General features: G+C 69.9%; 26 protein-coding genes and 1 pseudogene. 21 read left to right on the top strand and 6 right to left on the bottom strand.

The genetic code is table 11. The annotated features are described in order from the left end of the window. Positions 1-156: 156 nt before the first annotated feature. Genes ACFV9G_RS12030 through ACFV9G_RS12020 form a run of 3 tightly spaced genes read left to right on the top strand, consistent with a single transcriptional unit; the run spans position 157 to position 5,876 of the window. Positions 157-846: a hypothetical protein gene (locus ACFV9G_RS12030; RefSeq protein ID WP_378727707.1), complete on the top strand. Its 690-nt coding sequence runs from the start codon at positions 157-159 to the stop codon at positions 844-846. Next, positions 843-2,429 (top strand): Y-family DNA polymerase, encoded by a 1,587-nt coding sequence (locus ACFV9G_RS12025; protein WP_378727706.1) that lies wholly within the window; start codon positions 843-845, stop codon positions 2,427-2,429. The genes ACFV9G_RS12030 and ACFV9G_RS12025 overlap by 4 nt, the downstream gene beginning before the upstream one ends. Positions 2,430-2,441: 12 nt before the next feature. Next, positions 2,442-5,876: an error-prone DNA polymerase gene (locus ACFV9G_RS12020; RefSeq protein WP_378727705.1), complete on the top strand. Its 3,435-nt coding sequence runs from the start codon at positions 2,442-2,444 to the stop codon at positions 5,874-5,876. Positions 5,877-5,915: 39 nt separating this feature from the next. On the opposite strand, the pseudogene ACFV9G_RS12015 reads toward ACFV9G_RS12020, so the two are convergent. Together ACFV9G_RS12015 and ACFV9G_RS12010 are read right to left on the bottom strand one after the other, a co-directional pair. Further along, positions 5,916-6,077: pseudogene (locus tag ACFV9G_RS12015) on the bottom strand (hypothetical protein); the annotation flags it as partial. Between the two features lie 152 nt (positions 6,078-6,229). After that, positions 6,230-6,937, bottom strand: a complete 708-nt coding sequence (locus ACFV9G_RS12010) for a GNAT family N-acetyltransferase (protein ID WP_378727704.1) — start codon at positions 6,935-6,937, stop codon at positions 6,230-6,232. Positions 6,938-7,006: 69 nt separating this feature from the next. Between ACFV9G_RS12010 and hemW the strand changes: the two genes are divergently transcribed. Continuing rightward, positions 7,007-8,218 carry a radical SAM family heme chaperone HemW gene (gene hemW / locus ACFV9G_RS12005; protein WP_378727703.1) on the top strand — a complete coding sequence of 404 codons (1,212 nt, stop codon included), beginning with the start codon at positions 7,007-7,009 and terminating at the stop codon, positions 8,216-8,218. 99 nt (positions 8,219-8,317) lie between these two features. Further along, positions 8,318-8,512, top strand: coding sequence for a PspC domain-containing protein (locus ACFV9G_RS12000; RefSeq protein ID WP_378727702.1), 195 nt, complete (start codon positions 8,318-8,320; stop codon positions 8,510-8,512). Between the two features lie 8 nt (positions 8,513-8,520). Here the strand turns inward: ACFV9G_RS12000 and ACFV9G_RS11995 are convergent, their stop codons facing one another. Both ACFV9G_RS11995 and ACFV9G_RS11990 read right to left on the bottom strand, forming a co-directional pair. Continuing rightward, complete coding sequence (locus ACFV9G_RS11995; protein WP_378727701.1) at positions 8,521-9,369, bottom strand: DUF3097 domain-containing protein; 849 nt, start codon at positions 9,367-9,369, stop codon at positions 8,521-8,523. Between the two features lie 19 nt (positions 9,370-9,388). After that, positions 9,389-9,661, bottom strand: a complete 273-nt coding sequence (locus tag ACFV9G_RS11990; protein WP_378727700.1) for a hypothetical protein — start codon at positions 9,659-9,661, stop codon at positions 9,389-9,391. Positions 9,662-9,860: 199 nt separating this feature from the next. Here ACFV9G_RS11990 and hrcA point away from each other — a divergent pair, with 199 nt between their 5' ends. The 9 genes from hrcA to ACFV9G_RS11945 all read left to right on the top strand — a co-directional run bounded on the left by hrcA (position 9,861) and on the right by ACFV9G_RS11945 (position 17,846). Then, a complete protein-coding gene (gene hrcA, locus ACFV9G_RS11985; protein WP_378727699.1) occupies positions 9,861-10,910 on the top strand; it encodes a heat-inducible transcriptional repressor HrcA in 1,050 nt (349 codons plus the stop codon). Between the two features lie 19 nt (positions 10,911-10,929). After that, positions 10,930-12,123, top strand: a complete 1,194-nt coding sequence (dnaJ, locus tag ACFV9G_RS11980) for a molecular chaperone DnaJ (RefSeq protein ID WP_378727698.1) — start codon at positions 10,930-10,932, stop codon at positions 12,121-12,123. A gap of 18 nt (positions 12,124-12,141) precedes the next feature. Further along, positions 12,142-12,885 (top strand): 16S rRNA (uracil(1498)-N(3))-methyltransferase, encoded by a 744-nt coding sequence (locus tag ACFV9G_RS11975; RefSeq protein ID WP_378727697.1) that lies wholly within the window; start codon positions 12,142-12,144, stop codon positions 12,883-12,885. Positions 12,886-12,960: 75 nt separating this feature from the next. Next, positions 12,961-13,422, top strand: a complete 462-nt coding sequence (locus tag ACFV9G_RS11970) for a Gmad2 immunoglobulin-like domain-containing protein (protein ID WP_378727696.1) — start codon at positions 12,961-12,963, stop codon at positions 13,420-13,422. A 15-nt stretch (positions 13,423-13,437) separates the two neighbouring features. Continuing rightward, positions 13,438-14,490 carry a winged helix DNA-binding domain-containing protein gene (locus ACFV9G_RS11965; protein ID WP_378727695.1) on the top strand — a complete coding sequence of 351 codons (1,053 nt, stop codon included), beginning with the start codon at positions 13,438-13,440 and terminating at the stop codon, positions 14,488-14,490. A gap of 97 nt (positions 14,491-14,587) precedes the next feature. Beyond that, a complete protein-coding gene (locus ACFV9G_RS11960) occupies positions 14,588-15,622 on the top strand; it encodes a PhoH family protein (RefSeq protein WP_378727694.1) in 1,035 nt (344 codons plus the stop codon). Between the two features lie 79 nt (positions 15,623-15,701). Continuing rightward, positions 15,702-16,166: an rRNA maturation RNase YbeY gene (gene ybeY, locus ACFV9G_RS11955; RefSeq protein ID WP_008363762.1), complete on the top strand. Its 465-nt coding sequence runs from the start codon at positions 15,702-15,704 to the stop codon at positions 16,164-16,166. A gap of 17 nt (positions 16,167-16,183) precedes the next feature. Further along, positions 16,184-17,527, top strand: a complete 1,344-nt coding sequence (locus tag ACFV9G_RS11950) for a hemolysin family protein (protein WP_378727693.1) — start codon at positions 16,184-16,186, stop codon at positions 17,525-17,527. After that, positions 17,511-17,846 carry a cytidine deaminase gene (locus ACFV9G_RS11945; RefSeq protein ID WP_091048537.1) on the top strand — a complete coding sequence of 112 codons (336 nt, stop codon included), beginning with the start codon at positions 17,511-17,513 and terminating at the stop codon, positions 17,844-17,846. The genes ACFV9G_RS11950 and ACFV9G_RS11945 overlap by 17 nt, the downstream gene beginning before the upstream one ends. Before the next feature lie 15 nt (positions 17,847-17,861). On the opposite strand, the gene ACFV9G_RS11940 is transcribed toward ACFV9G_RS11945, so the two are convergent. Beyond that, positions 17,862-18,161: a hypothetical protein gene (locus ACFV9G_RS11940; RefSeq protein ID WP_091048540.1), complete on the bottom strand. Its 300-nt coding sequence runs from the start codon at positions 18,159-18,161 to the stop codon at positions 17,862-17,864. Positions 18,162-18,283: 122 nt separating this feature from the next. Between ACFV9G_RS11940 and ACFV9G_RS11935 the strand changes: the two genes are divergently transcribed. From ACFV9G_RS11935 to ACFV9G_RS11920, 4 genes are all read left to right on the top strand, one after another. Beyond that, positions 18,284-19,675 carry an FAD-binding oxidoreductase gene (locus tag ACFV9G_RS11935; RefSeq protein ID WP_378727692.1) on the top strand — a complete coding sequence of 464 codons (1,392 nt, stop codon included), beginning with the start codon at positions 18,284-18,286 and terminating at the stop codon, positions 19,673-19,675. Then, complete coding sequence (locus ACFV9G_RS11930; protein WP_378727691.1) at positions 19,672-20,976, top strand: class I SAM-dependent methyltransferase; 1,305 nt, start codon at positions 19,672-19,674, stop codon at positions 20,974-20,976. The genes ACFV9G_RS11935 and ACFV9G_RS11930 overlap by 4 nt, the downstream gene beginning before the upstream one ends. A gap of 84 nt (positions 20,977-21,060) precedes the next feature. After that, on the top strand, positions 21,061-21,597 hold the full coding sequence (locus ACFV9G_RS11925) for a pyridoxamine 5'-phosphate oxidase family protein (protein ID WP_378727690.1): 537 nt from the start codon (positions 21,061-21,063) through the stop codon (positions 21,595-21,597). 1 nt (position 21,598) lies between these two features. Continuing rightward, on the top strand, positions 21,599-21,937 hold the full coding sequence (locus ACFV9G_RS11920; protein ID WP_378727689.1) for a VOC family protein: 339 nt from the start codon (positions 21,599-21,601) through the stop codon (positions 21,935-21,937). A 10-nt stretch (positions 21,938-21,947) separates the two neighbouring features. Here ACFV9G_RS11920 and ACFV9G_RS11915 read toward each other — a convergent pair whose 3' ends face one another. Next, positions 21,948-22,355, bottom strand: coding sequence for an isomerase (locus ACFV9G_RS11915; protein WP_378727688.1), 408 nt, complete (start codon positions 22,353-22,355; stop codon positions 21,948-21,950). A gap of 86 nt (positions 22,356-22,441) precedes the next feature. Here ACFV9G_RS11915 and ACFV9G_RS11910 point away from each other — a divergent pair, with 86 nt between their 5' ends. Genes ACFV9G_RS11910 through era form a run of 3 tightly spaced genes read left to right on the top strand, consistent with a single transcriptional unit; the run spans position 22,442 to position 25,007 of the window. After that, the gene (locus ACFV9G_RS11910) at positions 22,442-23,242 is read left to right on the top strand and encodes a helix-turn-helix domain-containing protein (protein ID WP_378727687.1); all 801 of its coding nucleotides are present in this window, start codon (positions 22,442-22,444) and stop codon (positions 23,240-23,242) included. Between the two features lie 50 nt (positions 23,243-23,292). Then, the gene (locus ACFV9G_RS11905; RefSeq protein WP_378727686.1) at positions 23,293-24,072 is read left to right on the top strand and encodes a siderophore-interacting protein; all 780 of its coding nucleotides are present in this window, start codon (positions 23,293-23,295) and stop codon (positions 24,070-24,072) included. Further along, on the top strand, positions 24,069-25,007 hold the full coding sequence (gene era, locus ACFV9G_RS11900; protein ID WP_378727685.1) for a GTPase Era: 939 nt from the start codon (positions 24,069-24,071) through the stop codon (positions 25,005-25,007). The genes ACFV9G_RS11905 and era overlap by 4 nt, the downstream gene beginning before the upstream one ends. The last annotated feature ends 56 nt before the right edge of the window (positions 25,008-25,063 follow it).

The raw sequence follows: 25,063 nt of genomic DNA, 5'->3' as shown, positions 1-25,063 counted from the left end.
CCTGCCGAGGCGTCGCCAGCGTCGCCCGAGACGTCACTCGCGTCGGCCGAGTTGGCAATGAACTGCCCACTCGGCCGACGCAACTGACGCCTCGGCCTGCGGGAGTGACGCCTCGGCGGCCTTGCTCTGTTCGAACAAATGTTCGATACTCATTGAGTGGGAGTGGTAGCGGGGATTGAGCAACACCAGAAGCTGGCTCAGATCGAGCAGCTCCGGTCGAAGGTGCGACGGCTGGAGCAGAAGCCGGGCATGGGCGCGGAGCTGGCGACGCACGAGGCGCTGGGTGGGGTGGTGCAGCTGCGGGCCGGAGGGACGTACGCGGCCGACTCGCTGGCGCTGGCGATGCTGCTGCTGGCGGGGCCGTCGGGAGCGGGGGAGTGGACCGCCGTCGTCGGGGTCGAGGACTTCGGCGTCGAGGCGGCGGCCGAGACCGGGGTCGACCTGGAGCGGACCATCCTGGTGCCACGGCCCAAGGACTCCTGGCTGGAGGCGACCGCGGCGCTGGTCGATGTGACCACGCTGGTGCTGGTCCGGCCGACAGGACGGGTGACCCCGAGCGTCGCCGAGAAGATCGGCGCCCGGCTGCGCACCCGCGGCGCCGCGCTGGTCGCGCTGGGGGAGTGGCCGAGAGTGGACGTACGCCTGCGGGCGACCGAGCCGCGCTGGGTCGGGCTGGGCAACGGCGACGGCCATCTCCGGGCGAGAAGGATGGTGGTCGAGGCGGTGCGCGGGACGGCTCCGCCGCGGCGTACGGCGCTCTGGTTCCCGGCCGAGGACGGCACCCTCGGGCGTGTCCTCGAGCCTGTCGCGGACCTCGCTGACCTGCGGAAACAGGAGTCGGCATGACCATCCAGAAGAGCCGCACCCTGGTGGTCTGGTGCGCCGACTGGCCGGTTGCCGCGGCGCTGGGTGATGCCGGCCTGCCGCGCCATCTGCCCGCGGCGGTCTTTGCGCAGAACCGGGTCCAGGCCTACAACCAGGCGGCGCGCGAGTTCGGGATCAAGCGCGGGATGCGGCGCCGGGACGCCCAGTCGCGCTGCCCGGAGGTGCAGGTGCTCGCCGCCGACGAGGCCCGTGACGCGCGGGTCTTCGAGGAGGTGCTGGTGCGCCTGGAGGAGCTGCGCCCCGGTGTCATGCCGATGCGTCCCGGGCTGGTCGCGCTGCGCTCGCCCGCACGCTTCTACGGCGGCGAGGCCGAGGCCGGCGCGGCGATCGCCGAGTGTGTGGTCGGGCTCGGGATCTGGGACGTCCGGATCGGCATCGCCGATGAGCTCTTCACCGCCGAGCAGGCCGCGCGGAGCGCCGGGCTGCAGGAGACGTACGCCGTCCCGGCAGACGGTGGCTCCACCGCGTTCCTGCGCGCCCTGCCGGTCCATGTCCTCGAGGACGCGAACGCGGTCAGCCTGCTGCAGCGGCTCGGCCTGACCACGCTCGGCGGCCTCGCCGACCTGCCCGGCGCCGACGTCAAGGCGCGCTTCGGCGCGCAGGCCGCCTGGGTCCGCCAGGTGATCCACGGTGAGGGAGCGCGGCCGGTGACCGGGCGTACGCCACCGCCCGAGCTCGCCACCGAGGTCGCTTTCGAGCCGCCGCTCGACTCCGCCGAGGCGGTCTGCTTCTCGGCCCGGCAGAGCGCGGAAGGCCTTGTGAAAGGGCTGGCAGCGCGCCAAGAGGTGTGTGTCGAGGTGCGGATCGAGGTGGAGACAGAGGTTGTGAACCTGAGCGTGGCCCCTGGGTCACTCTCAGGTTCACAACCCACCAGAGTCTGGGCGCACCCGCGATGGTTCTCAGCGGCAGACCTGATCGACCGGCTTCACTGGCAGCTGGTCGGGACGCTGAGGGTCGGGGACATCAGGTCGGCGGTGACCGGGGTCAGGTTCGTGCCGGAGGTGGTGGTGCCCGAATCGGTGCACGCCGACGGCCTGTGGGGCGGCACCGATGAGCGCGTGGAACGGGGCGTCGCCCGGGTGCAGGGGCTGATCGGGCACGAAGGGGTGGTGCGGCCGGTGCTCCAGGGCGGCCGTTCGCCGCGTGATCGGCAGGCGCAGGTGCCGTGGGGAGATCGTCCGACCACGCTGCGTGACCGCGCGCTGCCCTGGCCAGGGTCGATCCCGTCCCCGGCCCCTGCCCGCGTACTGGCGGACCCCTGGCCCGCTGAGGTCTGTGACCAGGCGGGCCGGCCGGTAGTGGTTCTCCCGCGTGGAGGTCTCTCCGGCGACCCGGCCCGTTATCGGCCCTCGGCCGGCCCGGGATCTACAGAGCCCTGGCAGCGGGTGGCCTCCTGGGCCGGCCCCTGGCCGGTGACCGAGGGGTGGTGGGAGCCCGACGGCGGGCGCCGGATCGCCCGTTTCCAGCTCGTCGGGGTCGACGGCCGCGCCTGGCTGGCCACCTTCGACACCGACCACTGGCTCACCGAAGCCAGCTACGACTGATGGGGCAGACCGATGGGCTGGAACAACCCCGAGATCCCCTGGAAGGAGCTGGAGCGACGGCTGTCCGGCCGCCCGCCGAAGGATCCCTACGGCGACGCGCCGATCTCGCGCCGCAAGAAGCGGCTGACCGAGGAGGAGGTGCGCGGGCCGGAGGGCCCGGTGGTGCCGTACGCCGAGCTCCATGCCCACTCCGACTTCTCCTTCCTCGACGGAGCGAGCTCGCCGTCGGCTCTGGTCGCTGAGGCGATCCGGCAGGGGCTGCACGGGATCGCGATCACCGACCACGACGGGTTCTACGGGGCGCCGGCCTTCGCCGAGGCGGCGCAGAAGCTGGGCCCGACAAGCTCGACCAACGAGGGGCCGCAGCTTCGGACCATCTACGGCGCCGAGCTGTCCCTGGGTCTGACCAAGCCGCAGAACGGGATCGCCGACCCCGAGGGCAGCCACCTCCTCGTGCTCGCCCGGGGTGTCGAGGGCTACCGGCAGCTGGCCGGCGCGATCACCGAGGCGCAGCTGCGCGGCGACGAGAAGGGGCGGCCGGCCTACGACCTCGACGAGCTCGCCGACCGGGCCCGCGCCGGCAACTGGCTGTTCCTGACCGGCTGTCGGAAGGGCGCCGTACGCCAGGCGCTCACCGACACCGGCCCGATCGCCGCGGCCCGGGCGCTGCGCGAGCTCACCGATCGTTTCGGGCACGAGAACGTCGTCGTCGAGCTGACCGACCGCGGCCATCCGACCGACTCCTACGACAACGACCTGCTCGCCGGCATCGCCCGCGAGGCCGGTCTGCCCACGGTCGCCACCAACAACGTCCACTACGCCACGCCCGACCGGCACCGGGTGGCCGACGCGCTCGCGGCGGTCCGCGCGCGGCGCACCCTGAGCGACATCGCCGGCTGGCTCCCGGCCGGCCCGGTGGCGTACGTCAGGTCGGGGGAGGAGATGGAGCAGCTCTTCCGGCGCTACCCCGGCGCGGTGGCACACAGCGTCGAGATCGCCGAGGAGTGCGCCTTCGACCTGCGCAAGGCCACCCCCAAGCTGCCCAAGCGCGGGATCCCCGAGGGCGAGACCGCCGCGAGCCGGCTGCGCTATCTGACCGAGGAGGGTTTCCGGGAGCGCTACGAGGAGGCGTACGCCGACAACCCCGAGCACGTCGCGAAGGCGCGCAAGCGTGTGGACCATGAGCTCGAGGTCATCGAGCGCAAGGACTTCCCGGGCTACTTCGTGATCGTGCACGACATCGTCGAGTTCGCCCGGAGCAAGGACATCCTCTGCCAGGGGCGAGGGTCGGCGGCGGCGTCCGCGGTCTGCTACGCGCTCGGGATCACCGCGATCGACCCGGTCTTCTACGAGCTGCCGTTCGAGCGGTTCATCTCCGTGCATCGGGAGGAGGAGCCCGACATCGACGTCGACTTCGATTCCGACAAGCGCGAGCAGGTGATCCAGTGGGTCTACGACACCTACGGCCGGCGCAACGCCGCGCAGGTCGCGAACATCGTCGGCTACCGGCCGAAGATGGCGGTCAGGGACGCGGCCAAGGCGCTCGGCCACAGCCCCGGCCAGCAGGACGCCTGGTCCAAACACCTCGGCTACTCCCGCGTCGAGGCGCCGGACGACGTCGGCATCCCCGCTCCTGTCCTCGCGCTGGCCGAGGAGATCCACGGAGCCCCACGCCATCTCGGCATCCACTCCGGCGGCATGGTGCTGACCGAGGAGCCGATCGGCGAGGTCGTACCCATCGAGCGCGCCCGCATGGAGAAACGCACCGTGATCCAGTGGGACAAGGACGCCGCCGAATACATGGGGCTGGTGAAGTTCGACCTGCTCGGGCTCGGGATGCTGGCGGCGCTCGACCACATGATGCATCTGGCTCTCGAGCATCTGGGCGAGGGGTGGACCCTCGCGACCATCCCCAAGGAGGAGCCGGCGGTCTACGACATGCTCTGCCGGGCCGACTCGATCGGGGTCTTCCAGGTCGAGTCGCGCGCGCAGATCGGCACCCTGCCGCGTCTGCAGCCGCGCTGCTTCTACGACCTGGCCATCGAGATCGCGCTCATCCGGCCCGGGCCGGTGCAGGGCGGGGCGGTCCATCCCTACGTACGCCGGGCCACCGGGCGCGAGGAGGTCAGCTACGCGCATCCACTGCTCGAGCCGGTGCTGGAGCGCACTCGCGGGGTGCCGCTGTTCCAGGAGCAGCTCATGGAGATGGGCAGGGTCCTGGGCGACTTCGACCACGACGACGCCGACCTGCTGCGCCGGGCGATGGGCTCGAAACGTGGGCTCGAGCGCATCGACTCGCTCAAGGAGCAGCTCTACCAGGGCATGCGCGCCAAGGGCATGAGCGAGCAGACGGCGGAGGCGGTCTACACCCAGATCCTCTCCTTCGCGAACTTCGGCTTCGCCGAGTCCCACGCGCTGAGCTTCGCCAAGCTCGTCTACGCCTCGTCGTGGTTCAAGCTCCACTACCCGGCCGCCTTCCTGGCCGGCCTGCTCCGAGCCCAGCCGATGGGCTTCTACTCGCCGCAGTCGCTGACCCAGGACGCCCGCCGCCATGGAGTGGAGGTACGCCGCCCCGACCTCGTCCTCAGCCAGGCCGCCGCAGACCTGGAGTCGCTCGATGTCGATGTGTCGGCCACGGGGAAGGAGGACTGTCGGCTGGACGGGGAGAAGACCCCGTGGGTGCCCGGCACTCCCGACCCGACCCCGGAGCACCGGCGTGACGGCAACTTCGCGGTGCGGCTGGGCCTGGACTCCGTACGCGGCATCGGCAAGGACGTTGCCGAACGGATCGTGAAGGCCCGCGAGGAGGCGCCGTTCAAGGACTCCCTCGACCTCTCCCGTCGCGCCGGGCTGGAACGCGCCCAGCTCGAGGCACTGGCGACCGCTGGATGTTTGGAGGTGTTCACATCGAGCCGTCGCCAGGCGCTGTGGCAGGCGGGGTGGACCGAGACCCAGGACCAGATCGAAGGGGTGAGGTTCACCGCCGAGACCCCCGCGCTGCCCGGCCTCGACCCGGTCGAGGAGACCCTGGCCGACCTGTGGGCGACCGGCGTGACCCCCGGCAGCCATCCCTTCGCCCATCTCCGTGCCGGCCTGACCGCGGCGGGACTCCCGAAGATCAGCGACCTCCCCACCTCGGACCCCGGCCGACGCATCACCGTCGCCGGCCTGGTCACCCACCGTCAGCGTCCCGGGACCGCAGGCGGCGTCACCTTCATCAACCTCGAGGACGAGACCGGCATGCTCAACGTCGTCTGCTCCGCCGGCCTGTGGAGGAAGCACCGCAAGATCGCCGTCTCCACCTCCGTCATGCTCATTCGCGGCATCCTCGAGCGCAACGACGGAGTGACGAACCTCGTCGCCGACCGTCTCGCCCCGCTCGAGGAGATCCACCCCGAGGCCGCCAGGGCCATCGCCGCCCGCCACCGCTCCCGCGACTTCCACTGACCCTCGCCGAGGCGTCAGCTAGGTCGGGCGAGACGTCGGCTAGGTCGGGCGAGGCGTCAGGTAGGTCGGGCGAGGCGTCAGGTAGGTCGGCCGAGAGGTCAGGTAGGTCGGCCGAGAGGTCAGGTAGGTCGGCCGAGACGTCACGTACGTCGGGCGAGGCGTCACGTACGTCGGGCGAGGCGTCAGGTAGGTCGGGCGAGGCGTCGGCTAGGTCGGGCGAGGCGTCAGGTAGGTCGGGCGAGGCGTCAGGTAGGTCGGGCGAGTGGGCAATGGGTGACGTTTCGGTCGACGGGGGTGACGTTTCGGTCGACCGGGGTGACGCTTCGGCCGACGGGGGTGACGCCTCGGCAGGGTCAGGCGGGCGCGCGGAAGAGCTCGAAGGTCGTACGCCGCCGCTCCTCGAACCCGAGACCGAGGTAGACGGAGATGGCGCCGGTGTTGGCGACCGAGGCGTGCATCAGGGCACGGGAGCCGCGGGCGTGGATGTCGGCGGTGACCGCGCGGACGAGGCGGCCGGCGAGGCCGCGGCCACGGGCCTCGGGTGCGGTGCAGACGGCGCTGATCTCGATCCACCCGCCCGGGTGCATCCGCTGGCCGGCCATCGCGACGAGGCGGCCCTCGTGGCGCAGCCCGAGATACGTACCCATCGTGTGGGTCGACTTCTCGAACGGCCCCGGTTCGGTGCGGGCGACGAGGTCGAGCATCTCGGGCACGTCGGCGGCACCGAGCACGACCGCCTCGGGGTCAGGTGCGGCCGCGACCCGTGACGTCTCGACGAGCTGCACCCCTTCACCGCCGCCGACCATCTCCCAGCCCTCCCCGCAGACACCGGCGGCTCCGGTGATCAACGCGGTGCCACCGGGTCCGACCGCTGCGGCCAGGTCGCGCCATGCCTGAGCCGAACCCGGGTCGGAGACGGCAGCGAAGGGCGAGACGTCGGGACGGTAGCGACGAGCGAGCCCCGAGCCCTCGGCGAGCGGGGCGTGCGCACCGGTCAGCGAGTGCCAGACCGGGTTGTCGAGAACATCGTCGAGAAGAAGATCAGGCTGCGAGACGGACACCCCGGAATTTTCCCACCACGGCCCCAGTCACGGTTAACCCTTTTCGACAGGTGGATCGATAATGGAGGGGTGCCTTCCGCTCTGCCTCCCGGCGACCCCGCCCCCACCGACGGGTCACTGCCGGCCGAATCGCTGAGCACGCTGGGGGAGAAGGGCCTGGGCTTCTACGTCCACGTCCCGTTCTGCACGGTCAGATGCGGCTACTGCGACTTCAACACCTACACCGCGATCGAGCTGGGCCCCGGGGTGAGCCGGCAGACGTACGCCGACCAGGCCATCGAGGAGGTCAGGCTGGCGCGCCGGGTGCTGGGTGAGCGTGACAAGAAGGTGGACACCGTCTTCTTCGGCGGCGGCACCCCGACCCTCCTCCCGGCCCAGGACCTGACCGGCATCCTGACAGCGATCAAGGACGGGTTCGGCCTCGCCCACGACGTCGAGGTGACGACGGAGGCCAACCCCGACTCCGTCGACCTGGACTACCTGCGCACCCTGCGCGAGGGCGGCTTCACCCGGCTCAGCTTCGGCATGCAGTCGGCCGTTCCCCACGTGCTCGAGACCCTCGACCGCACCCACGACCCCGAGCGGGTCCCGATGGTCGTGGAATGGGCCCGCGAGGCGGGCTTCGAGCAGGTCTCCCTCGACCTCATCTACGGCACCCCGGGTGAGTCGGTCGACGACTGGCGGACCAGCCTGGAGGCCGCGCTGGCCAGCGAGCCCGACCACATCTCGGCCTACTCCCTCATCGTCGAGGACGGCACCGCGCTGGCCCGGCGGGTCCGCAGGGGCGAGCTCGAGATGCCCGACGAGGACGACCTCGCCGACAAGTACGAGCTGGCCGACGCCGCCCTCCGAAAGCACGGTCTGACCTGGTACGAGGTCTCCAACTGGGCCACCGACGAGTCCCAGCGATGCCGTCACAACATGCTCTACTGGCAGGGCGGCGACTGGTGGGGCGTCGGCCCCGGCGCCCACAGCCACGTCGGCGGCACCCGGTGGTGGAACGTCAAGCACCCCAAGGCGTACGCGGACCGCATCGGCAGCAACCAGAGTCCCGCGCACGCCCGCGAGATCCTGGCCGAGGAGGACCGGCGGGTCGAGCGCGTCCTGCTCGAGCTGAGACTCGCCGACGGCCTCCCGGCAGACGCCCTCGACGACGAGGGCCGCGCCGCTCTTCCGGAGCAGGTGCGCCGCGGTCTGGTCACCGTCGCCGACGACACGATCCTCCTCACCGAGACCGGCAGACTCCTCGCCGACGCCGTGGTCCGAGACCTGCTCCCCTGAGGAGCCCTGAGCATCCCTGAGTCCGGGACCTTGGTCCTGACCGAAGGATCAGGGGTGATCCTGATTGGTAAAGAGCGCCCGACAGGGGAGAGTGGAGCTATGGCAACCACAACTCTTTCCCGTCCCAGCAACGACAAATGGATCGCCGGCGTCTGCGGCGGTCTCGGCGCCCGTTTCGGTATCAACTCGAACCTGATCCGGCTGGCGTTCGTGATCTCCTGCCTGCTCCCCGGACCGCAGTTCATCGTCTACATCGTGCTGTGGATCATCATGCCGAAGCGGTCGGCCTACTGACGACAGGCTCAGACGGGCTCGGTCACGAAGTCGATCAGCTCCTCGACCCGCCCGAGCAGGGCGGGCTCCAGGTCGCCGAAGGAGTTCACCCGCCCGAGGATGTGCTTCCAGGCCCGAGCGATGTCGGCCTGATCGCGGTGGGGCCAGCCCATGTGCTGGCAGATGCCCTTCTTCCACTCGATCGAGCGCGGCACGTTCGGCCAGGCCTCGAGCCCGAGCCTGGCCGGCTTGACCGCCTGCCACACGTCGATGAACGGGTGACCGACGATCAGCACGTGCTCGCCGACCTTGGAGCGCCGGATCGACTCCGCGATCCGGGCCTCCTTGGAGCCTTTGACCAGGTGGTCGACGAGCACCCCGACCCGCCGCTCGCGGCTGGGACGGAAGTCGACCAGGTGGTCGGCGAGGTCGTCGACACCGCCCAGGTATTCGACGACGACGCCCTCGATCCGCAGGTCGTCGCCCCAGATCTTCTCGACCAGCTCGGCGTCGTGACGCCCCTCGACGAAGATTCGCGACTCGCGCGCGACCCGGGCCTTGACCTTGTCCACGGCCACCGAGCCCGACGCGGTGCGGGTCGGCTTCGCCGGTGCCGTGCGGGTCACCGGGGGAGTGAGGATGACCGGCTTGCCCTCGAGCCAGAAGCCCGGCCCGAGCGGGAACGTACGCCGCTTGCCCTTCCGGTCCTCCAGGGTCAGCGTGTGCAGGTCACGGTCGATCCGGACGATCTCGCCGACGAAATCGGTCTCGATCTCCTCGACCACCGCGCCCAGCTCCGCCGGGGTCTCGACGGCACGCCCGTGCTTGGGCTTCTTCCAGTCGCCGGCCAGGACGTCGGAGCCGTAGCGATCGCTCATCCGGAGAACGGTAGTGGAGTCAGCAGCGAGAACCGGTGAGCACGCGCCCGAGCTGCTCGAGAACCTCGTCCGGCGTCGCTGCCGTCTCCGGGAACCGGAAGGTCACGTGGTGGCCGCCGTCGAGCGTGATCCAGGAGACGTCGACGCTCTCGGCGGTGAGGTCGGAGAGACGTACGCCCACGATGTGGCGCGGTCGCAGCCCGAGCCGTGCCGAGAGCGAGCGGCACAGGTCCGCCTGGTGCTCGTCGTTGGCGTGGGCCGTGATGCGGACCAGCAGATCGTCGGCGATCATAGGACTCTCCAGTGGGGCGGAAGCAGTGCAGCGAATGACTCTAAGGTCAGCCTAACCTAAGGCTATCTCGATGGCGAGAGAAGTAACCCGTTCCACAGAGTGGAGCGGCCACCGGAAACTGGTTCCTGTGACCCGAACCGGTAGGATTGGCACTCGCACGGAATGAGTGCCAGGCAGCCAGGACGACAGGAGGGCGCAGATGCAGAACGAACGCAGGCTCTCCGTCCTCCGGGCGATCGTCGAGGACTATGTGAAGACCGAGGAGCCGGTCGGCTCCAAGGCGCTCGTGGAGCGTCACGGTCTGGGTGTCTCCCCGGCGACGGTACGCAACGACATGGCCGCGCTGGAGGAGGAGGGCTACATCACCGCCCCCCACACCAGCGCCGGCCGGGTGCCCACCGACAAGGGCTACCGGCTCTTCGTCGACCGGCTGACCACTGTCAAGCCGATGACCGCGGCCGAGAAGCGGGCGATCGCCGGCTTCCTCGACGGCGCGGTCGACCTCGACGACGTCGTCAGCCGCTCCACCCGGTTGCTCTCCCAGCTGACCCGCCAGGTCGCGGTCGTGCAGTACCCGACCCTGAGCCGCTCGACCGTCCGCCACGTCGAGCTGGTCGCACTGGCCCCGACCAGGCTCCTCCTCGTGCTCATCCTCAGCACCGGCCGGGTCGAGCAGCGACTGCTCGAGGTCGCCGAAGAGGTCTCCGAGGAGACCCTGGCTATGCTGCGCGCGCGGATCAACACCGCGGTCGTCGGTGCCGTCATCGCCGAGGCCGGGGAGGCGCTGCGCACGATCGCCCGGCCGGCCGATGCGCCCGTCGACGGCCCGCAGACGGATACATTGAAGGATGGGCTCGCGGCCGCCGTGGCAGAGGCTCTGATCGAGGCGATGAACGACCACCGCTCCGACGAGCGGATCTCGATCGGCGGCACCAGCAACCTGGCCCGCTTCGGTGACAGCTTCGACACTGCCGTACGCCCGCTCCTGGAGGCCCTGGAGGAGCACGTCGTCCTGCTCAAGCTGATGGGCGAGGCGACCGCGGGCGGGCTGGTCACGGTGCGGATCGGCGCCGAGGGCCCCTACCAGGAGCTGTCGCAGACCAGCGTGGTCGCGACCGGCTACGGACCCGGCGACGAGGCGCTGGCCACGCTCGGCGTGGTCGGGCCGACCCGGATGGACTACCCCGGATCCATGGCGGCGGTGCGCGCGGTGGCGCGCTACCTCTCCCGGATCCTCGACGAGGCTTAAGAAAGAGCAACGAACTTCGATGGCAGGAAGACCGACGTTGGACCCCTATGAGCTCCTCGGTGTCGACAAGGACGCCGACGACGCAACGATCAAGAAGGCCTACCGGAAGCTGGCGCGCCAGTACCACCCGGACGTCAACCCCGACGCCGAGTCGCAGGAGAAGTTCAAGGAGATCTCCCACGCCTACGAGGTGCTGAGCGACCCGCAGAAGCGGGCTGCGTACGACCGCGGTGGCGACCCGTTCGCGGGCGGGTTCGGCGCACAGGGCGCGGGCTTCTCGTTCACCGACATCATGGACGCCTTCTTCGGCGGCGCCGGTGCCGGCACCGGCGGCGCGGGGCGTGGGCCCCGTCCGCGCGTACGTCGCGGGCAAGACGCCCTGATCCGTCTTGACATCGACCTGGCCGAGGCGGCCTTCGGCGTCACCCGCGACCTCAAGGTCGACACCGCGGTCGTCTGTGACACCTGTGGCGGCGAGGGGGCCGCGGAGGGCTCCCACCCGGTCCCGTGCGAGACCTGCCACGGCCAGGGCGAGGTCGCGGTCGTGCAGCGCTCCTTCCTGGGCGAGATCCGTACGCTGCGTCCGTGCAGCGCCTGCAACGGCTTCGGCACCGTCATCCCCGACCCGTGCCGCGACTGCAGCGGCGAGGGCCGGGTGCGCTCCCACCGCACCCTGACCGTCAAGATCCCGCCGGGCGTCGACGACGGCACCCGGGTGCAGCTCGCCGAGCAGGGTGAGATCGGCCCCGGCGGCGGCCCCGCCGGCGACCTCTACGTCGAGATCCACGTCGCCAAGCACGCCACCTTCACGCGCCGGGGCAACGACCTGCACTGCACCGCGAAGGTGCCGATGACCGCGGCCGCGCTCGGCACCACGCTCAACCTGCCGACGCTGGAGGCCGACCTCGTCGGCGAGGGCGTCGACCAGATCGACCCCGAGGACGCCTCGATCCACATCGACCTCAAGGCCGGCACCCAGTCCGGCACCGACCACGTCCTGCGTGGCCGCGGTGTGCCCGGTCTGCGGGGCGGTCGTGGCGACCTCATCGTGACCATCAACGTGGAGACCCCCACCAAGCTCGACCTCGAGCAGGAGGCGCTGCTGCGCCAGCTCGCCGAGCTGCGCGGTGAGGAGTCCGTCCAGGGCCAGCTCAAGGCGGCCCACAAGGGCGGCGTCTTCTCCTGGTTCAAGGACACCCTCAACGGGCACTGAGACAGGCACGGAGCTGACATGACCCTTCCCGTTCACCTCGTCGAGTCGCTCGTCGGCACCCGCGTCGGCGACGACATCGAGGTGAGCGGCGACGAGGGCCACCACGCGGTCGTCGTACGCCGCCTCCGGGTGGGCGAGGAGGTCGTGCTCACCGACGGCGCGGGCGAGGGCGTCACCGGCACGATCACGCAGACCACCAAGAAGTCGATGACCGTACGTGTCGAGGACGTCATCCTCGGCGACGCGCCGCCCGAGCCCGCGCTGACGGTCGTCCAGGCGCTCCCCAAGGGCGACCGCGGCGAGCTCGCCGTCGAGATGCTCACCGAGATCGGCGCCGCCAGCATCGTCCCGTGGGCAGCGACCCGCTCGGTCGCCGTCTGGAAGGGCGAGCGCGCGGTCAAGTCCCTCGCCCGCTGGCGAGCCACCGCTCGGGAGGCCGCCAAGCAGTCCCGCCGGCTGTGGCACCCCGAGGTCGAGCCGCTGGCCACCACCGACGCCGTCGTGGCCAAGATCGAGGCGGCCGACGTCGCCGTCGTGCTCCACGAGGAGGGCACCCTCCCGCTCGGGGCCGTCCCTGTCGTCGACGAGGGCACCATCCTCGTCGTGGTCGGCCCCGAGGGCGGCCTCACGGAGGACGAGATCGCCCAGTTCGAGAAGGCCGGCGCCACCACCATCCGCCTCGGCGCCGAGGTCCTGCGCACCTCCACCGCCGGCGTCGCCGCCGCTGCCGCCCTGCTGGCCCGCACCCGCCGCTGGGACTGACCGGCCGGCCGATTGACCGCCGACTGCTCGGCGTGGTGGGTTCGTCCTTCGGGGGCGCCGGGTGAGTATGGAGGCATGAGGAGCACACGTACGCGTCCGGCGGGCGCCATCATCGCTCTTGCTCTCTGCGGCGTACTGGCCGGTGGGTGCGGCAGCGACGATGCCGTCGCCGAGGACCCCGAGGTCTCGACCCAGCCGTCCGAGGAGCCGTCGACGCTGCCACGGACCTCCGCTCTGATCACGCTGGCGGCGCCGGCCGAGGGGGCGACGGTCTCCGACAGCTTCGAGGCGTCGGGCAAGGCCAACTCGAACGAGGCGAACGTGCCGTGGGAGGTCCGCGACACCACCGGCGAGACGGTGCTGGACGGGTTCGCGACCGCCGAGGGGTGGATGGACAAGCTCTATCCGTGGACGACGACAGTCGACGTCTCCGAGCTCGAGCCCGGGACGTACCTCTTCATCGCCCGCACCGACGACACCTCCGACGGCGAGGGGAAGCCTTCTGAAGAAGTCGGCGCACGGATCACCGTCGAGTAGGAGATCATCGCTACCGTGATCCTCACCGAACGGCAGCTCAACCGGACCCTCCTGCTCCGCCAGCACCTGCTGTCGCGGGCCTCTCTCACCCCGGCCGAGATGATCGAGCATCTGGTCGGCCTGCAGGCGCAGGAGACGTCGCCGCCGTTCTTCGCGCTGGCCGCCCGGCTGGAGTCGTTCGACCCCTACGCGCTCAGCGCGCAGCTCGAGTCGAGCGCGCTGGTCCGGCTCTCCTCGCTGCGGTCCACGATCCACATGCACACCGCCGCCGATGCGGCGCTGATCAGGGCCTGGACCCAGCCGGTCCATGACTTCTACACCCAGCGGGTCGAGATCGTCCGCCCGGCGGCGCAGCTGGAGGGTTTCGTGGAGGCGGCCGAGGACGTACTCGCTCTCGGGGCGCTGCCCAACGCGGCCCTCGAGGCCGGTCTGGTCGAGCACTTCCCCGGCGTCCCGGCCAAGGCGCTCGGCCTGCGGGCGCGCAACGAGCTGCCGCTGGTCCAGCTGCCGCCGCGGGGGCTGTGGAAGGGCTCGGGCGGGCTCGTCTACGACCTGCTCCCGCGCTGGACGGGCGTGCCTCCGGTGACCGTGGACGATGTCGTCCCGACGCTGGCGCCGGAGATCGTACGTCGCTACCTGCTCGCCTTCGGGCCGGCCACCGCCGCAGACATCACCACCTGGTCGTCGTTGACCCGACTGGGTCCGGTGATCAAGCGGATCGAGGGGCTGGCGACCTACCGCGACGAGGCCGGCAAGACCCTCTACGACGTCCCCGACGCTCCGCTCGCCACGGGCGAGGAGCACGCCCCGGTGCGGCTGCTGGGGCGGTTCGACAACGTCTGGCTCTCGCACGCCGACCGGGAGCGGATCACCGCCAAGGGGACCCGGAAGGAATGGGGTATCGGGGGTGGCGGCGCGGTCATCATCGCCGGCGGCCACCTCGTCGGCCTCTGGAAGCCGGTCGACGGCAAGGTCGAGGTCGTCAAGCTGCTCCGCGATCTCTCTCCCGACGAGCGCGACGAGCTCGCCGAAGAGACCTCCCGCGTCGAGATCCTGCTGAACAGCTGACGCGGGCGGGCCGAACTATCCAGTAGGAGCCAAGGCCGCGGCCCGCGTACCATGGGAGCATCAGCCTCGTGACCAGAAAGGGCCCTGCCGGGCATCCATGACCGATCGACACCCAAGTCCGCTCCCGACCGCCGCTCCGACGGCGACCTCGACCTCGACCAAGCACACAGTGGTCGTTCCGAACAGCGTCGACATGGTGACCGTCCTCGGTCCGGCCGATGAGCACCTCGGGATCATCGAGGCACACTTCGACGCCGACGTGCACGTGCGTGGCAACCGGATCACCCTCCACGGCGAGCCGAGCGAGATCGCGATGATCGAGCGGGTCCTGGAGGAGCTGGTCCAGATCATCCGCACCGGCCAGGGCGTGAGTGGCGAGACGGTCGAGCGTGTGATCGGCATGCTCCAGGCCGACACGACGGAGAAGCCGGCCGACGTGCTCAGCCTCAACATCCTCTCCAACCGCGGCCGGAGCATCCGTCCCAAGACGCTCAACCAGAAGCGCTATGTCGACGCGATCGACAAGCACACGATCACCTTCGGCATCGGCCCGGCAGGCACCGGCAAGACCTATCTTGCGGTCGCCAAGGCGGTCCAGGCGCTGCAGTCCAAGCAGGTCAACCGGATCATCCTGAGCCGCCCCGCGGTCGAGGCCGGCGAGAAGCTGGGCTTCCTGCCCGGCACGCTGACCGAGAAGATCGACCCCTACCTGCGCCCGCTCTACGACGCGCTGCACGACATGATGGACCCGGAGATGATCCCCAAGCTGATGGCGTCGGGGACCATCGAGGTGGCGCCGCTCGCGTTCCTCCGCGGACGCAGCCTCAACGACTCCTTCATCATTCTCGACGAGGCGCAGAACACCACGCCCGAGCAGATGAAGATGTTCCTGACCCGTCTCGGCTTCGGCTCCAAGATCGTGGTCACCGGCGACGTCACCCAGACCGACCTCCCCTCCGGGCAGAAGTCGGGTCTGCGGGTCGTCGAGGGCATCCTCGACGACGTCAAGGACATCAGCTTCAACAACCTGACCAGCCACGACGTCGTCCGCCACCGGCTGGTCGCCAAGATCGTCGCCGCCTACGAGGAGCACGACGTACGGAGTCAGACCCGGGCTTCGGGAGAGAGCTGATGAGCGAGCGCCAGCGAGCGACCATAAGCCTCAGGCCGCCGCGTCCGTATGATTGCGCCTGCGCTACGGAGGCGGCGGCATGAGCACGGAGATCATCAACGAGTCCGAGCAGGAGATCGACGTCGAGCACGTCGCGAAGCTCGCTCGTTTCCTGCTCGAGCAGCTGCGCGTGCACCCGCAGGCCGACCTGCGGATCAAGTTCGGCGACGAGGCCACGATCACCGAGCTCAACGAGCGCTACTTCGACACCGAGGGTCCGACCGACGTGCTGTCCTTCCCCGGCGACGAGCTCCTTCCCGGGCGTCTCGACGAGGAGCCGGAGGAGGGCGACCTCGGCGACATCATCATCGCGCCGACGATCGCGGCCAAGCAGGGTGAGGCAGCCGGCCACGGCACCGTGGCGGAGATCGAGCTGCTGACCACCCACGGTATTCTCCACCTGCTCGGCTACGACCACGTGGACCCCGACGAGCACGCCGAGATGTTCGGGCTGCAGGCCAAGCTGCTCAAGGCCTGGGGCTCTTCGGCCACCGCACCCGAGTAGGAGCACCACCACCACCCATGGACGATGCGAGGCTGCTGATCGCAGCCGCAGTTCTGGTCCTGATCGCCGGCATCTTCTCCGCCGCCGACGCGGCGCTCAGCGCCTTCTCCCGCGCCCGCGCCGCGGAGCTGGTCTCCGAGGGCCGTGCCGGCGCCAAGCGCCTGGTCGCGGTTGTCGGCGACCCCGCCCGCTACGTCAACACGGTCCTGCTGCTCAGGATGCTGTGCGAGATCGGCGCCACCGTCCTGGTCACGTTGTGGGCCTATGACCTCTACCAGGGACGTTGGTGGCCGACGGTGCTCACCGCGACCGCGACGATGACCGTGGTCTCCTTCGTCGTCATCGGCGTCGCTCCCCGCACGCTCGGGCGTCAGCACCACGAGGGCATCGCCCTCGCGGTCGCCGGCCCGATCGGCGCGATCACCGCCATCCTCGGCCCGATCCCGAGCCTGCTGATCCTGCTCGGTAACGCGCTCACTCCTGGCAAGGGCTTCCGCAAGGGCCCGTTCTCGACGGAGACCGAGCTGCGCGAGCTCGTCGACATCGCCGAGGCCTCCGACCTGATCGAGGCCGACGAGCGACGGATGATCCACTCGGTCTTCGAGCTCGGCGACACCCGCGCCCGCGAGGTGATGGTGCCCCGAGGTGACATCGTCTTCCTGGAGCGGCGCAAGACCCTGCGCCAGGCGCTGTCGCTGTTCCTGCGCTCGGGCTACTCCCGGATGCCGGTGATCGACGACAGCCTCGACGACATCATCGGCATGGTCTACCTCAAGGACGTCGTCGCGCGCGACTTCGAGGCGCCGGAGGTCGAGACCACCCAGCGGGTCGAGTCCCTGATGCGCAAGCCGACCTGGGTCCCCGACTCCAAACCGGTCGACGAGCTGCTGGCCGAGATGCAGCAGCACCGCCAGCACATCGCGGTCGTCGTCGACGAATACGGCGGCACCGCCGGCCTGATCACCATCGAGGACATCCTCGAGGAGATCGTCGGCGAGATCACCGACGAGTACGACATCGAGGACCGCGAGCCCCTCCATCTCGGCGACGGCTCCTGGCGGGTGCCCTCCCGCTTCCTGGTCAGCGACCTCGAGGAGCTCATCGGTGTCGCCGTCGAGGAGGACGACGTCGACTCCGTCCGCGGTCTGATGGCCAAGCATCTCGGCCTCGTGCCGATCCCTGGGACCGAGGTGGAGGCCCACGGGCTCTGCTTCGTGGCCGAGGAGGCCGCCGGCAGGCGGAACAAGATCGGTACCGTACGCATCAGCGTCGTCGTCCCGGCCGAGCCCGAGGCCGACGACGAGGACGAGCAGAGCGAGAAGACGGACAGGAAGAAAGAGGCCCATGCCCGAGCAGAGTGAGCCCTCCGCGGAGGACCGCAAGCTGGTCACCCTGGCCCGCGCGACGCGCGCCCGCACCGGCGCGACCGAAGGAGCAGCCGTACGCGACCTCGACGGCCGCACCTACGCGGCCGCCACCGTGGACCTGCCCTCGCTCCAGGTCTCCGCGATCGGTGTCTGTGTGGCGATGGCGGTGGCGTCGGGCTCCAAGGGCCTCGAGGCCGTGGTCGTGCTCGGCGAGGCCGAGGAGGCCTCCGCGAACGACCTCTCGATCGTCAAGGAGTTCGCGGGCGAGGACGTCCCTGTCCTCGTCGGCGATCCGCGCGGCAACCTCCGCTGAGCTGCTGCGGGCCGCTCAGCGAGCGGCTCGGTGGCCGCCGGTCCCACCGGCGCCGCCGGACTCGGCGAGGAGCGGGAGGGTGCCGAGCTCGATCGTGACGTGGATCCCGTCCTCGTCCCGGTAGGCGGTGAGGCCGTTCATGGTCGCCATGTCGACGCCCTTCTCACGCATGTGTACGACGATCTGGTCGATCGCCAGCGCGAGCCGGGCCTGGGACACGGACTTGTTGCGCCACTTGACCTGATTCTCGGTGAAGTAGGGGGTTGCCTTCTCGGCGAGCGTGGAGACAGCGTCACGATGGGCAGCACTGGACATGGGGACCCTCCAGGGTGCACGAGATGGGGGCGCTCGACGGGAGCAGTCGGCGCTGGTGACTGTAAGCGACCGAACGTGAAAATCGAAACCCGAGATCCCAGGGCGAGAGTAAAGTGCGTGGAGTGACGGGTGAGACTGGTTGGCAACGACACACCGAGGCCGTCGAGCGGCTGACGGCTTCCTACGCGAGGATCCCTGACGGCGCTCCCGTCAGACTGGCCAAACGCACCACCAACCTCTTCCGGGCCCGGGCGGCGTCCGATGCCCCGGGTCTCGACGTCTCCGGCCTGGGCGGCGTGATCGAGGTCGACGCCGAGGCGGGCACTGCCGACGTACAGGGGATGTGCACCTACGAGGACCTCGTCGACGTCACCTTGGCGTACGGGATGATCCCGTACGTCGTCCCGCAGCTGCGCACGATCACGCTCGGTGGCGCGGTGACGGGGATGGGCATCGAGTCCACCTCGTTCCGCAACGGGATGCCGCACGAGTCGGTGCTGGAGATGGACATCCTGACCGGGTCGGGCGAGATCGTCACCACGACGCCGGGGGAGGACCTGTTCGACACCTTCCCCAACTCCTACGGCTCGCTCGGCTACGCCACCCGGCTCAAGATCAAGCTGGAGAAGGTGCCGGGATACGTCGCGCTGCGGCACGTGCGCTTCGACGACCTCGGCCTGCTCACCAAGACGATCGCGCAGATCACCGAGACCGGGACGTACGAGGGGGAGCGGGTCGACGGGCTCGACGGCGTCGCCTTCGAGCCGGGGGAGTACTACCTGACCCTGGCGACCTGGACCGAGAGGGCCACCCAGACCCCGAGCGACTACGGCGGCCAGCAGATCTATTACCGCTCGATCCAGCAGCTCTCCCAAGAAAACGGCGGAGTCGACCTCCTGACGACCTACGACTACCTGTGGCGCTGGGACACCGACTGGTTCTGGTGCTCGGGCGCCTTCGGCGCGCAGAACAAGTACCTCCGCAGGGTGTGGCCGCGCCGGCTGCGGCGCTCGGACGTCTACATGAAGCTTGTCGGCCTGGACCGCAGGTTCGGCATCGCCGACAAGCTCGACGCCCGTGCCGGACGGCTCCTGCGGGAACGGGTGATCCAGGACATCGAGGTCCCGGTCGAGAACCTTCCGGCGTTCCTGGAGTGGTTCGACGCCGAGATCGGGATGCGGCCGGTGTGGCTGTGCCCACTGGTGTCCCGGGGGACGAACACAGGAGAGAAATGGCCGACCTACCCGCTCGAGGCAGGCCGGACGTACGTCAACGTCGGTTTCTGGGGGACGGTCCACGTCGGCCCCGGGGCCGTCAACGCCCCCAAGAACCGTGCGATCGAGGATCAGGTCCACGAGCTCGGCGGGCATAAATCGCTCTACTCCGAGGCGTTCTACGACAAGGATGTCTTCGACGCTCTCTATGACGGGGACAACCTCGCTGCCGTGAAGGCGAGGTATGACCCCGGCAACCGGTTGACCGATCTGTACAGCAAGGCGGTGAAGAGACTGTGAACCATATTGCAGAGACCATCAACGAACTCTTCGACGGTGGGCTGCCGATCAAGCTCACCGCGTACGACGGCAGTGTCGCCGGCGACACGGACTCTCCCTTCGGGATGGAGATCCTCAACCCGCGCGGGCTCGCGTTCCTGCTGACCGCGCCGGGCGATCTGGGGCTGGCACGTGCCTATGTCAGCGGTGACATGGCCCTGCACGGCATCCACCCGGGCGACCCCTACCCGCTCCTGGACCTGATCCTGGACAAGACCGACTTCAAGCGGCCCAGCCCTCGGGAGACGGTCGACATGGTGCGCGCCCTGGGGGTGAAGAACTTCGTCCCGCCCAAGCCACCGCCGCAGGAGCACCTGCCGGCGTGGCGACAGCGGGCCGAGAACGTACGCCACCTCTCCGGTCGCGCCATCAGCGCGCTGCCGTGGACGCGGCACTCGCACGAGCGCGACGCCGACGCGATCCACCACCACTACGACGTCTCCAACACCTTCTACGAGTACGTCCTCGGCCCGTCGATGACCTACACCTGTGCCCTCTACCCGACCGATGACGCCACGCTCGAGGAGGCGCAGGCGGCCAAGTACGACCTGATCTGCCGCAAGCTCGGGCTCGAGCCCGGGATGCGGCTGCTCGACATCGGCTGCGGCTGGGGCGGGATGGTGCGTCACGCGGCCAAGCACTACGGGGTCAAGGCGCTCGGTGTCACGCTCTCGCGCGAGCAGGCCAACTGGGCGCAGAAGGCGATCAAGGCCGATCGTCTCGACGACGTCGCCGAGGTGCGCTTCTCCGACTACCGCGACGTGGTCGAGGGGGACTTCGACGCGGTCAGCTCCATCGGGCTCACCGAGCACATCGGGGTGGCCAACTACCCGGCCTACTTCGGCTTCATCAGGTCCAAGCTGCGCGACGGGGGCCGGCTGCTCAACCACTGCATCACCCGTCCCGACAACGTCTCGCGGGCGAACGCGGGGGCCTTCATCGACCGCTACGTGTTCCCCGACGGGGAGCTGATCGGGTCGGGCACCATCGTGTCCGCGATCGAGAACGCCGACCTCGAGGTGCAGCACCACGAGAACATCCGGGTCCACTACGCCAAGACGCTCACGGCGTGGAACGACAACCTGCGCGACAACTGGGACGCCTGCGTCAACGAGGTCGGCCTCGGCACCGCGAAGGTCTGGGGCATCTACATGGCCGGTTCCCGGATCGGCTTCGAGCGCAACAACATCCAGCTCCACCACGTGCTGGCCACCAAGACGGTGGACGGGAGCTCGGGCTACCCGCTGCGGCACACCTTCTAGCTAGAGATCGTCGCACTGTCGAAATGGCGGTGACTCCTTCGTGGAACAGGTGAAGAGTCTGAACCAGTCGAAGGAGACACCGCCATGGAGACCCACAACCTCGCTGAGATGTACGCCGCCCCGCCGATGTCCTGGGAGGAGGTGACCGCTCGCCTCGACCAGGGCTTCAACCAGGGCCCCGGGTCGCAGGAGGGCGAGCCCGGGCGCTACACGACCTGGGTGAGCACGATCAACGCCGACGGCGGTCCGCACGTGAACGCCGTCGGCGCGGTCTGGCTCGACGGCAGCTTCTACCTGGTCACCGGCCCGGGGACGCGGCGTGGCCGCAACCTCGCCCGCGATCCCCGCTGTGCGCTGTCGCTCACGGTGCGTGAGTTCGACCTGGTCGTGGAGGGCCGCGTGACGCGGGTCCTCGGCGACGAGCTCGAGCGCGTGGCCAAGCACTACCACGACGACGAGGGCTGGCCGGCCGAGGTCGACGACTCCGGCGAGGCCGTCACGGCGCCGTTCAACGCGCAGAGCGCCGGTCCGGCGCCCTGGCACGTCTTCCGCATCGACGCGAGCTCCGCCCACGCGGTCGCGACCGTCGAGCCCTACGGTGCGACCCGCTGGAGGTTCTGAGATGACCGACCTGTTCGCCGGACTTCCGGTCGCCGACCTGGCGCGAGCGGCCAGCTGGTACGAGGCGCTGCTCGGTGGCCCGCCGGCCTTCTACCCCAACGACGTCGAGGCCGTCTTCGAGGTGGTCGAGCACGGCTACCTCTACGTCGAGGTGAAGCCGGGGCACGCCGGGCGTGGCTTCCTCACCCTCTTCGTCGAGGACCTGGACGCCCGCCTCGCCGCGATCGCCGACCGCGGCCTGCGGCCGGAGTCGCAGGAGACGTACGGCAACGGGGTCCGTAAGACGATCTTCCGCGACCCCGACGGCAACGAGATCGGTCTGGGTGGTGGCTCCGCCTGATCAGGAAACGTCAGCCCTCCTCATGGTGGGCGTCGGGATCGAAGCCCTCGGGGGCGCGATCGATGAACGCCGTGATCGCGGCGATCCGTCCGGACCGGTCCAGACCGAGGACGTCGGTGCCCTCGGCGAACGAGCCCTCCTCCTTGAGGATCTCCCAGCGCACCCGGACGTGCCCGTGGTGTGAATCGGGCTCGGCGCGCGCCACGAACGTGTAGGCACCGACGCCCTCGGTGAACTGGCGGGTGAAGTCGATCAGCGCCTCGAGACCGGTGGACTCGCCGATCGGGGTGGAGCGAGCGACGTCGGAGGCGAACAGGGTGGCGCCGAGGGTGCGCTGCTCGTCGGCGGCGAGGTTCCAGAACGAGACGTACGCCTCGGCGGTGGCGGCAGGTGAGCGGGGTGTGGTTTCAGTCGTCATGGCCACGACGATCCGCCTTCGGGCGCACTGTGTCGATTACCTCGCGGGTAGTTGCCGCGCCGCGCTCGGCCCGGCAGCCTGGGCGCATGACAACGGCCCAGCTGAGCGTCGGAGAGCTGCTTCGTGACTGGCGCGAGCGGCGCCGTCGCTCGCAGCTCGAGGTGGCGATCGCGGCCGAGGTGTCGGCTCGCCATCTCAGCTTCATCGAGACCGGCCGGTCGGGTCCGAGCCGGACGATGATCGAGCGGCTCTGCGAGGAGCTCGAGGTGCCGCTGCGCGAGCGCAACCGGCTCTATCTGGCGGCCGGGTTCGCGCCCGTCCACCAGGAGCGGCCGCTCGACGACCTCGGCGTTGCCAGGTCCGCCGTCGAGGCGGTGCTCACCGCCCACGAGCCCTATCCGGCCTGTGCGGTCGACGTCCGCTGGGACATGGTCGCGACCAACCGGCCGATGGACCTCTTCCTGGCTCCGCTGCCGGACGCGCTGCGGCAGCCGCGGCTCAACATGCTGCGCGCGACGTTGCATCCCGACGGTCTGGCGTCGCAGGTGCGCAACTACACCCAGTGGCGGGCCCACGTCGTACGCCGGATCCGTCGGCAGCTCGACCGCACCGCGGCCGACGGGCTGGCCGAGCTCCTCGAGGACGTCGAGGGCTATCCGGCGCCGGCCGGAGCCGGCGTGGAGGCGCCGGCGGTCACCGCGAGGGACGGTGCCTTGCCGGTGCTGCCGCTGCTGCTGCGTACGAGCCTCGGTGACCTGTCCTTCCTCTACGTCCTCTCCGTGATCGGCGCGCCTCGCGACGTGACGGTCGACGAGATCGCGGTCGAGGCGATGTTCCCGGCCGACGACGCGACTCGGGAGGCTCTGCTCGCCATCAGCCACGAGTGAGTGCGCCGCTGATGCGGGCGGGCCGCGTCTGCGCGGATAACCTTGAGGCGATGAGTGTCAAGGCCCAGCAGTACGCCGCGGAGGTGCTGCGGCGCGAGCAGATCACGCCCCACCTCGTACGCCTGGTGCTCGGCGGCCCCGGCCTGGCCGGGTTCGAGTCCACCGGGATCCCCGACGAATGGGTCGGCCTGATCGTGCCGGGGCAGTTCCAGTCGCGCTACTACACCGTGCGGTCCTGGCGGGACGGCGAGCTGGCCCTCGACGTCGTCGTCCACGACGTCGGGCTGGTGACCGAGTGGGCCACCCGTCTCGACCCGGTGGGGCAGACGGTCACGATCACCGAGCCCAAGGGCTCCTACGCGGCGCCCGAGGGTGCCCGGTGGCTGCTGCTGGTCGGCGACCTGACCGCGATGCCGGCCATGGCGCGGATCGCCGAGACCACCACGCTGCCGACGCGGATCTGGGCGGAGACCCCCGACGACCTGCCTGGATATCTCCCGTGGAGCGCCGAGGTCACCTGGTCCGCGCCGCCCTCGGAGACCTCCTCCGACCTGGCGGCGGCCGTGGAGAAGATCGACTGGCCCGAGGGCGACGGCTACTTCTGGATGGCCGGTGAGTCCAGCCAGATGCGGGCGATCCGCAAGCATCTGATGCGCGAGCGGAAGCTCGACTCCCACGCCTACGACGTGATGGGCTACTGGCGCGGTGGCGGCCAGAAGCGGCAGCCGCGCTCGGTCGATCCCGGACCGGTATGGCGTGAGGGCAAGGCCCAGGGGCTCACCGACGAGCAGATCTGGCAGCGATACGACGAGCAACAGGAGCAACAGTGACCGAGCCGGAGATCCAGCCAGCTTTCCGGAGCGGCTTCGTGTCGTTCGTCGGACGACCCAACGCGGGCAAGTCGACCCTGACCAACGCGCTGGTCGGCACCAAGGTGGCGATCACCTCCGACAAGCCGCAGACGACCCGCACCGTGGTCAAGGGCATCGTCCACCGGCCCGACGGCCAGCTGATCCTCGTCGACACCCCGGGCATCCACCGGCCGCGCACACTGCTCGGCGAGCGCCTCAACGACCTCGTCGAGGCCACCTGGACCGAGGTCGACGTGGTCGCGATCTGCTTCCCGTGCAACGAGAAGATCGGCCCCGGTGACCGCCGGATCGCGGAGAACGCCAACAAGCTCAAGAAGGGCATCAAGCGGGTCGCGGTCGCCACCAAGACCGACCTCGCCACCCCCGAGCAGATCGGCGAGCACCTGATGTCGATCCAGACCCTCGGGGTCGAGCTCGGCATCGAGTGGGCCGAGATCGTCCCCGTCTCCAGCGTCGGCGGCGACCAGATCGATCTGCTCTCCGAGCTCCTCATCAAGCTCCTCCCCGAGGGCCCGCCGCTCTACCCCGACGGGGAGCTCACCGACTCTCCCGAGGAGATCATCATCGCCGAGCTGATCCGCGAGGCGGCCCTGGAAGGCGTACGCGACGAGCTCCCGCACTCCATCGCGGTCGTCGTCGAGGAGATGCGCCTGCGTGAGGACCGCCCGGAGGACAAGCCGCTGATGGACATCCACGCCTTCCTGTACGTCGAGCGCGACTCCCAGAAGGGCATCGTGATCGGCCACAAGGGCTCACGGCTCAAGGACGTCGGGCAGCGCGCGCGCCTGCAGATCAAGGAGCTGCTCGGCATGCCGGTCTACCTCGACCTGCACGTCAAGATCGCCAAGGACTGGCAGCGCGACCCGCGCCAGCTGCGCAAGCTAGGTTTCTGAAAGAACTGCCGAGTCGGCTCATCCTGACCGGCTCGCTCGCTTCGCTTCGCGAGACA

It is taken from the genome of Nocardioides sp. NPDC059952, assembly GCF_042730435.1.
Classification (GTDB): Bacteria; Actinomycetota; Actinomycetes; order Propionibacteriales; family Nocardioidaceae; genus Nocardioides.
Note: the sequence above shows the minus strand (reverse complement) of the source record. Positions and strands in the feature narration are given on the sequence as shown.

Coding starts and splice junctions, on each gene's coding strand:
- ACFV9G_RS12025 (WP_378727706.1), top strand. CDS start 843: ATGACCATCCAGAAGAGCCGCACCCTGGTGGTCTGGTGCGCCGACTGG.
- ybeY (WP_008363762.1), top strand. CDS start 15,702: ATGAGCACGGAGATCATCAACGAGTCCGAGCAGGAGATCGACGTCGAG.
- ACFV9G_RS11945 (WP_091048537.1), top strand. CDS start 17,511: ATGCCCGAGCAGAGTGAGCCCTCCGCGGAGGACCGCAAGCTGGTCACC.
- ACFV9G_RS11960 (WP_378727694.1), top strand. CDS start 14,588: ATGACCGATCGACACCCAAGTCCGCTCCCGACCGCCGCTCCGACGGCG.
- ACFV9G_RS11910 (WP_378727687.1), top strand. CDS start 22,442: ATGACAACGGCCCAGCTGAGCGTCGGAGAGCTGCTTCGTGACTGGCGC.
- hrcA (WP_378727699.1), top strand. CDS start 9,861: ATGCAGAACGAACGCAGGCTCTCCGTCCTCCGGGCGATCGTCGAGGAC.
- ACFV9G_RS11995 (WP_378727701.1), bottom strand. CDS start 9,369: ATGAGCGATCGCTACGGCTCCGACGTCCTGGCCGGCGACTGGAAGAAG.
- ACFV9G_RS11975 (WP_378727697.1), top strand. CDS start 12,142: ATGACCCTTCCCGTTCACCTCGTCGAGTCGCTCGTCGGCACCCGCGTC.
- ACFV9G_RS12000 (WP_378727702.1), top strand. CDS start 8,318: ATGGCAACCACAACTCTTTCCCGTCCCAGCAACGACAAATGGATCGCC.
- ACFV9G_RS11970 (WP_378727696.1), top strand. CDS start 12,961: ATGAGGAGCACACGTACGCGTCCGGCGGGCGCCATCATCGCTCTTGCT.
- ACFV9G_RS11925 (WP_378727690.1), top strand. CDS start 21,061: ATGGAGACCCACAACCTCGCTGAGATGTACGCCGCCCCGCCGATGTCC.
- ACFV9G_RS11990 (WP_378727700.1), bottom strand. CDS start 9,661: ATGATCGCCGACGATCTGCTGGTCCGCATCACGGCCCACGCCAACGAC.
- ACFV9G_RS12020 (WP_378727705.1), top strand. CDS start 2,442: ATGGGCTGGAACAACCCCGAGATCCCCTGGAAGGAGCTGGAGCGACGG.
- dnaJ (WP_378727698.1), top strand. CDS start 10,930: ATGGCAGGAAGACCGACGTTGGACCCCTATGAGCTCCTCGGTGTCGAC.
- ACFV9G_RS11940 (WP_091048540.1), bottom strand. CDS start 18,161: ATGTCCAGTGCTGCCCATCGTGACGCTGTCTCCACGCTCGCCGAGAAG.
- ACFV9G_RS11950 (WP_378727693.1), top strand. CDS start 16,184: ATGGACGATGCGAGGCTGCTGATCGCAGCCGCAGTTCTGGTCCTGATC.
- ACFV9G_RS11915 (WP_378727688.1), bottom strand. CDS start 22,355: ATGACGACTGAAACCACACCCCGCTCACCTGCCGCCACCGCCGAGGCG.
- ACFV9G_RS11920 (WP_378727689.1), top strand. CDS start 21,599: ATGACCGACCTGTTCGCCGGACTTCCGGTCGCCGACCTGGCGCGAGCG.
- ACFV9G_RS11905 (WP_378727686.1), top strand. CDS start 23,293: ATGAGTGTCAAGGCCCAGCAGTACGCCGCGGAGGTGCTGCGGCGCGAG.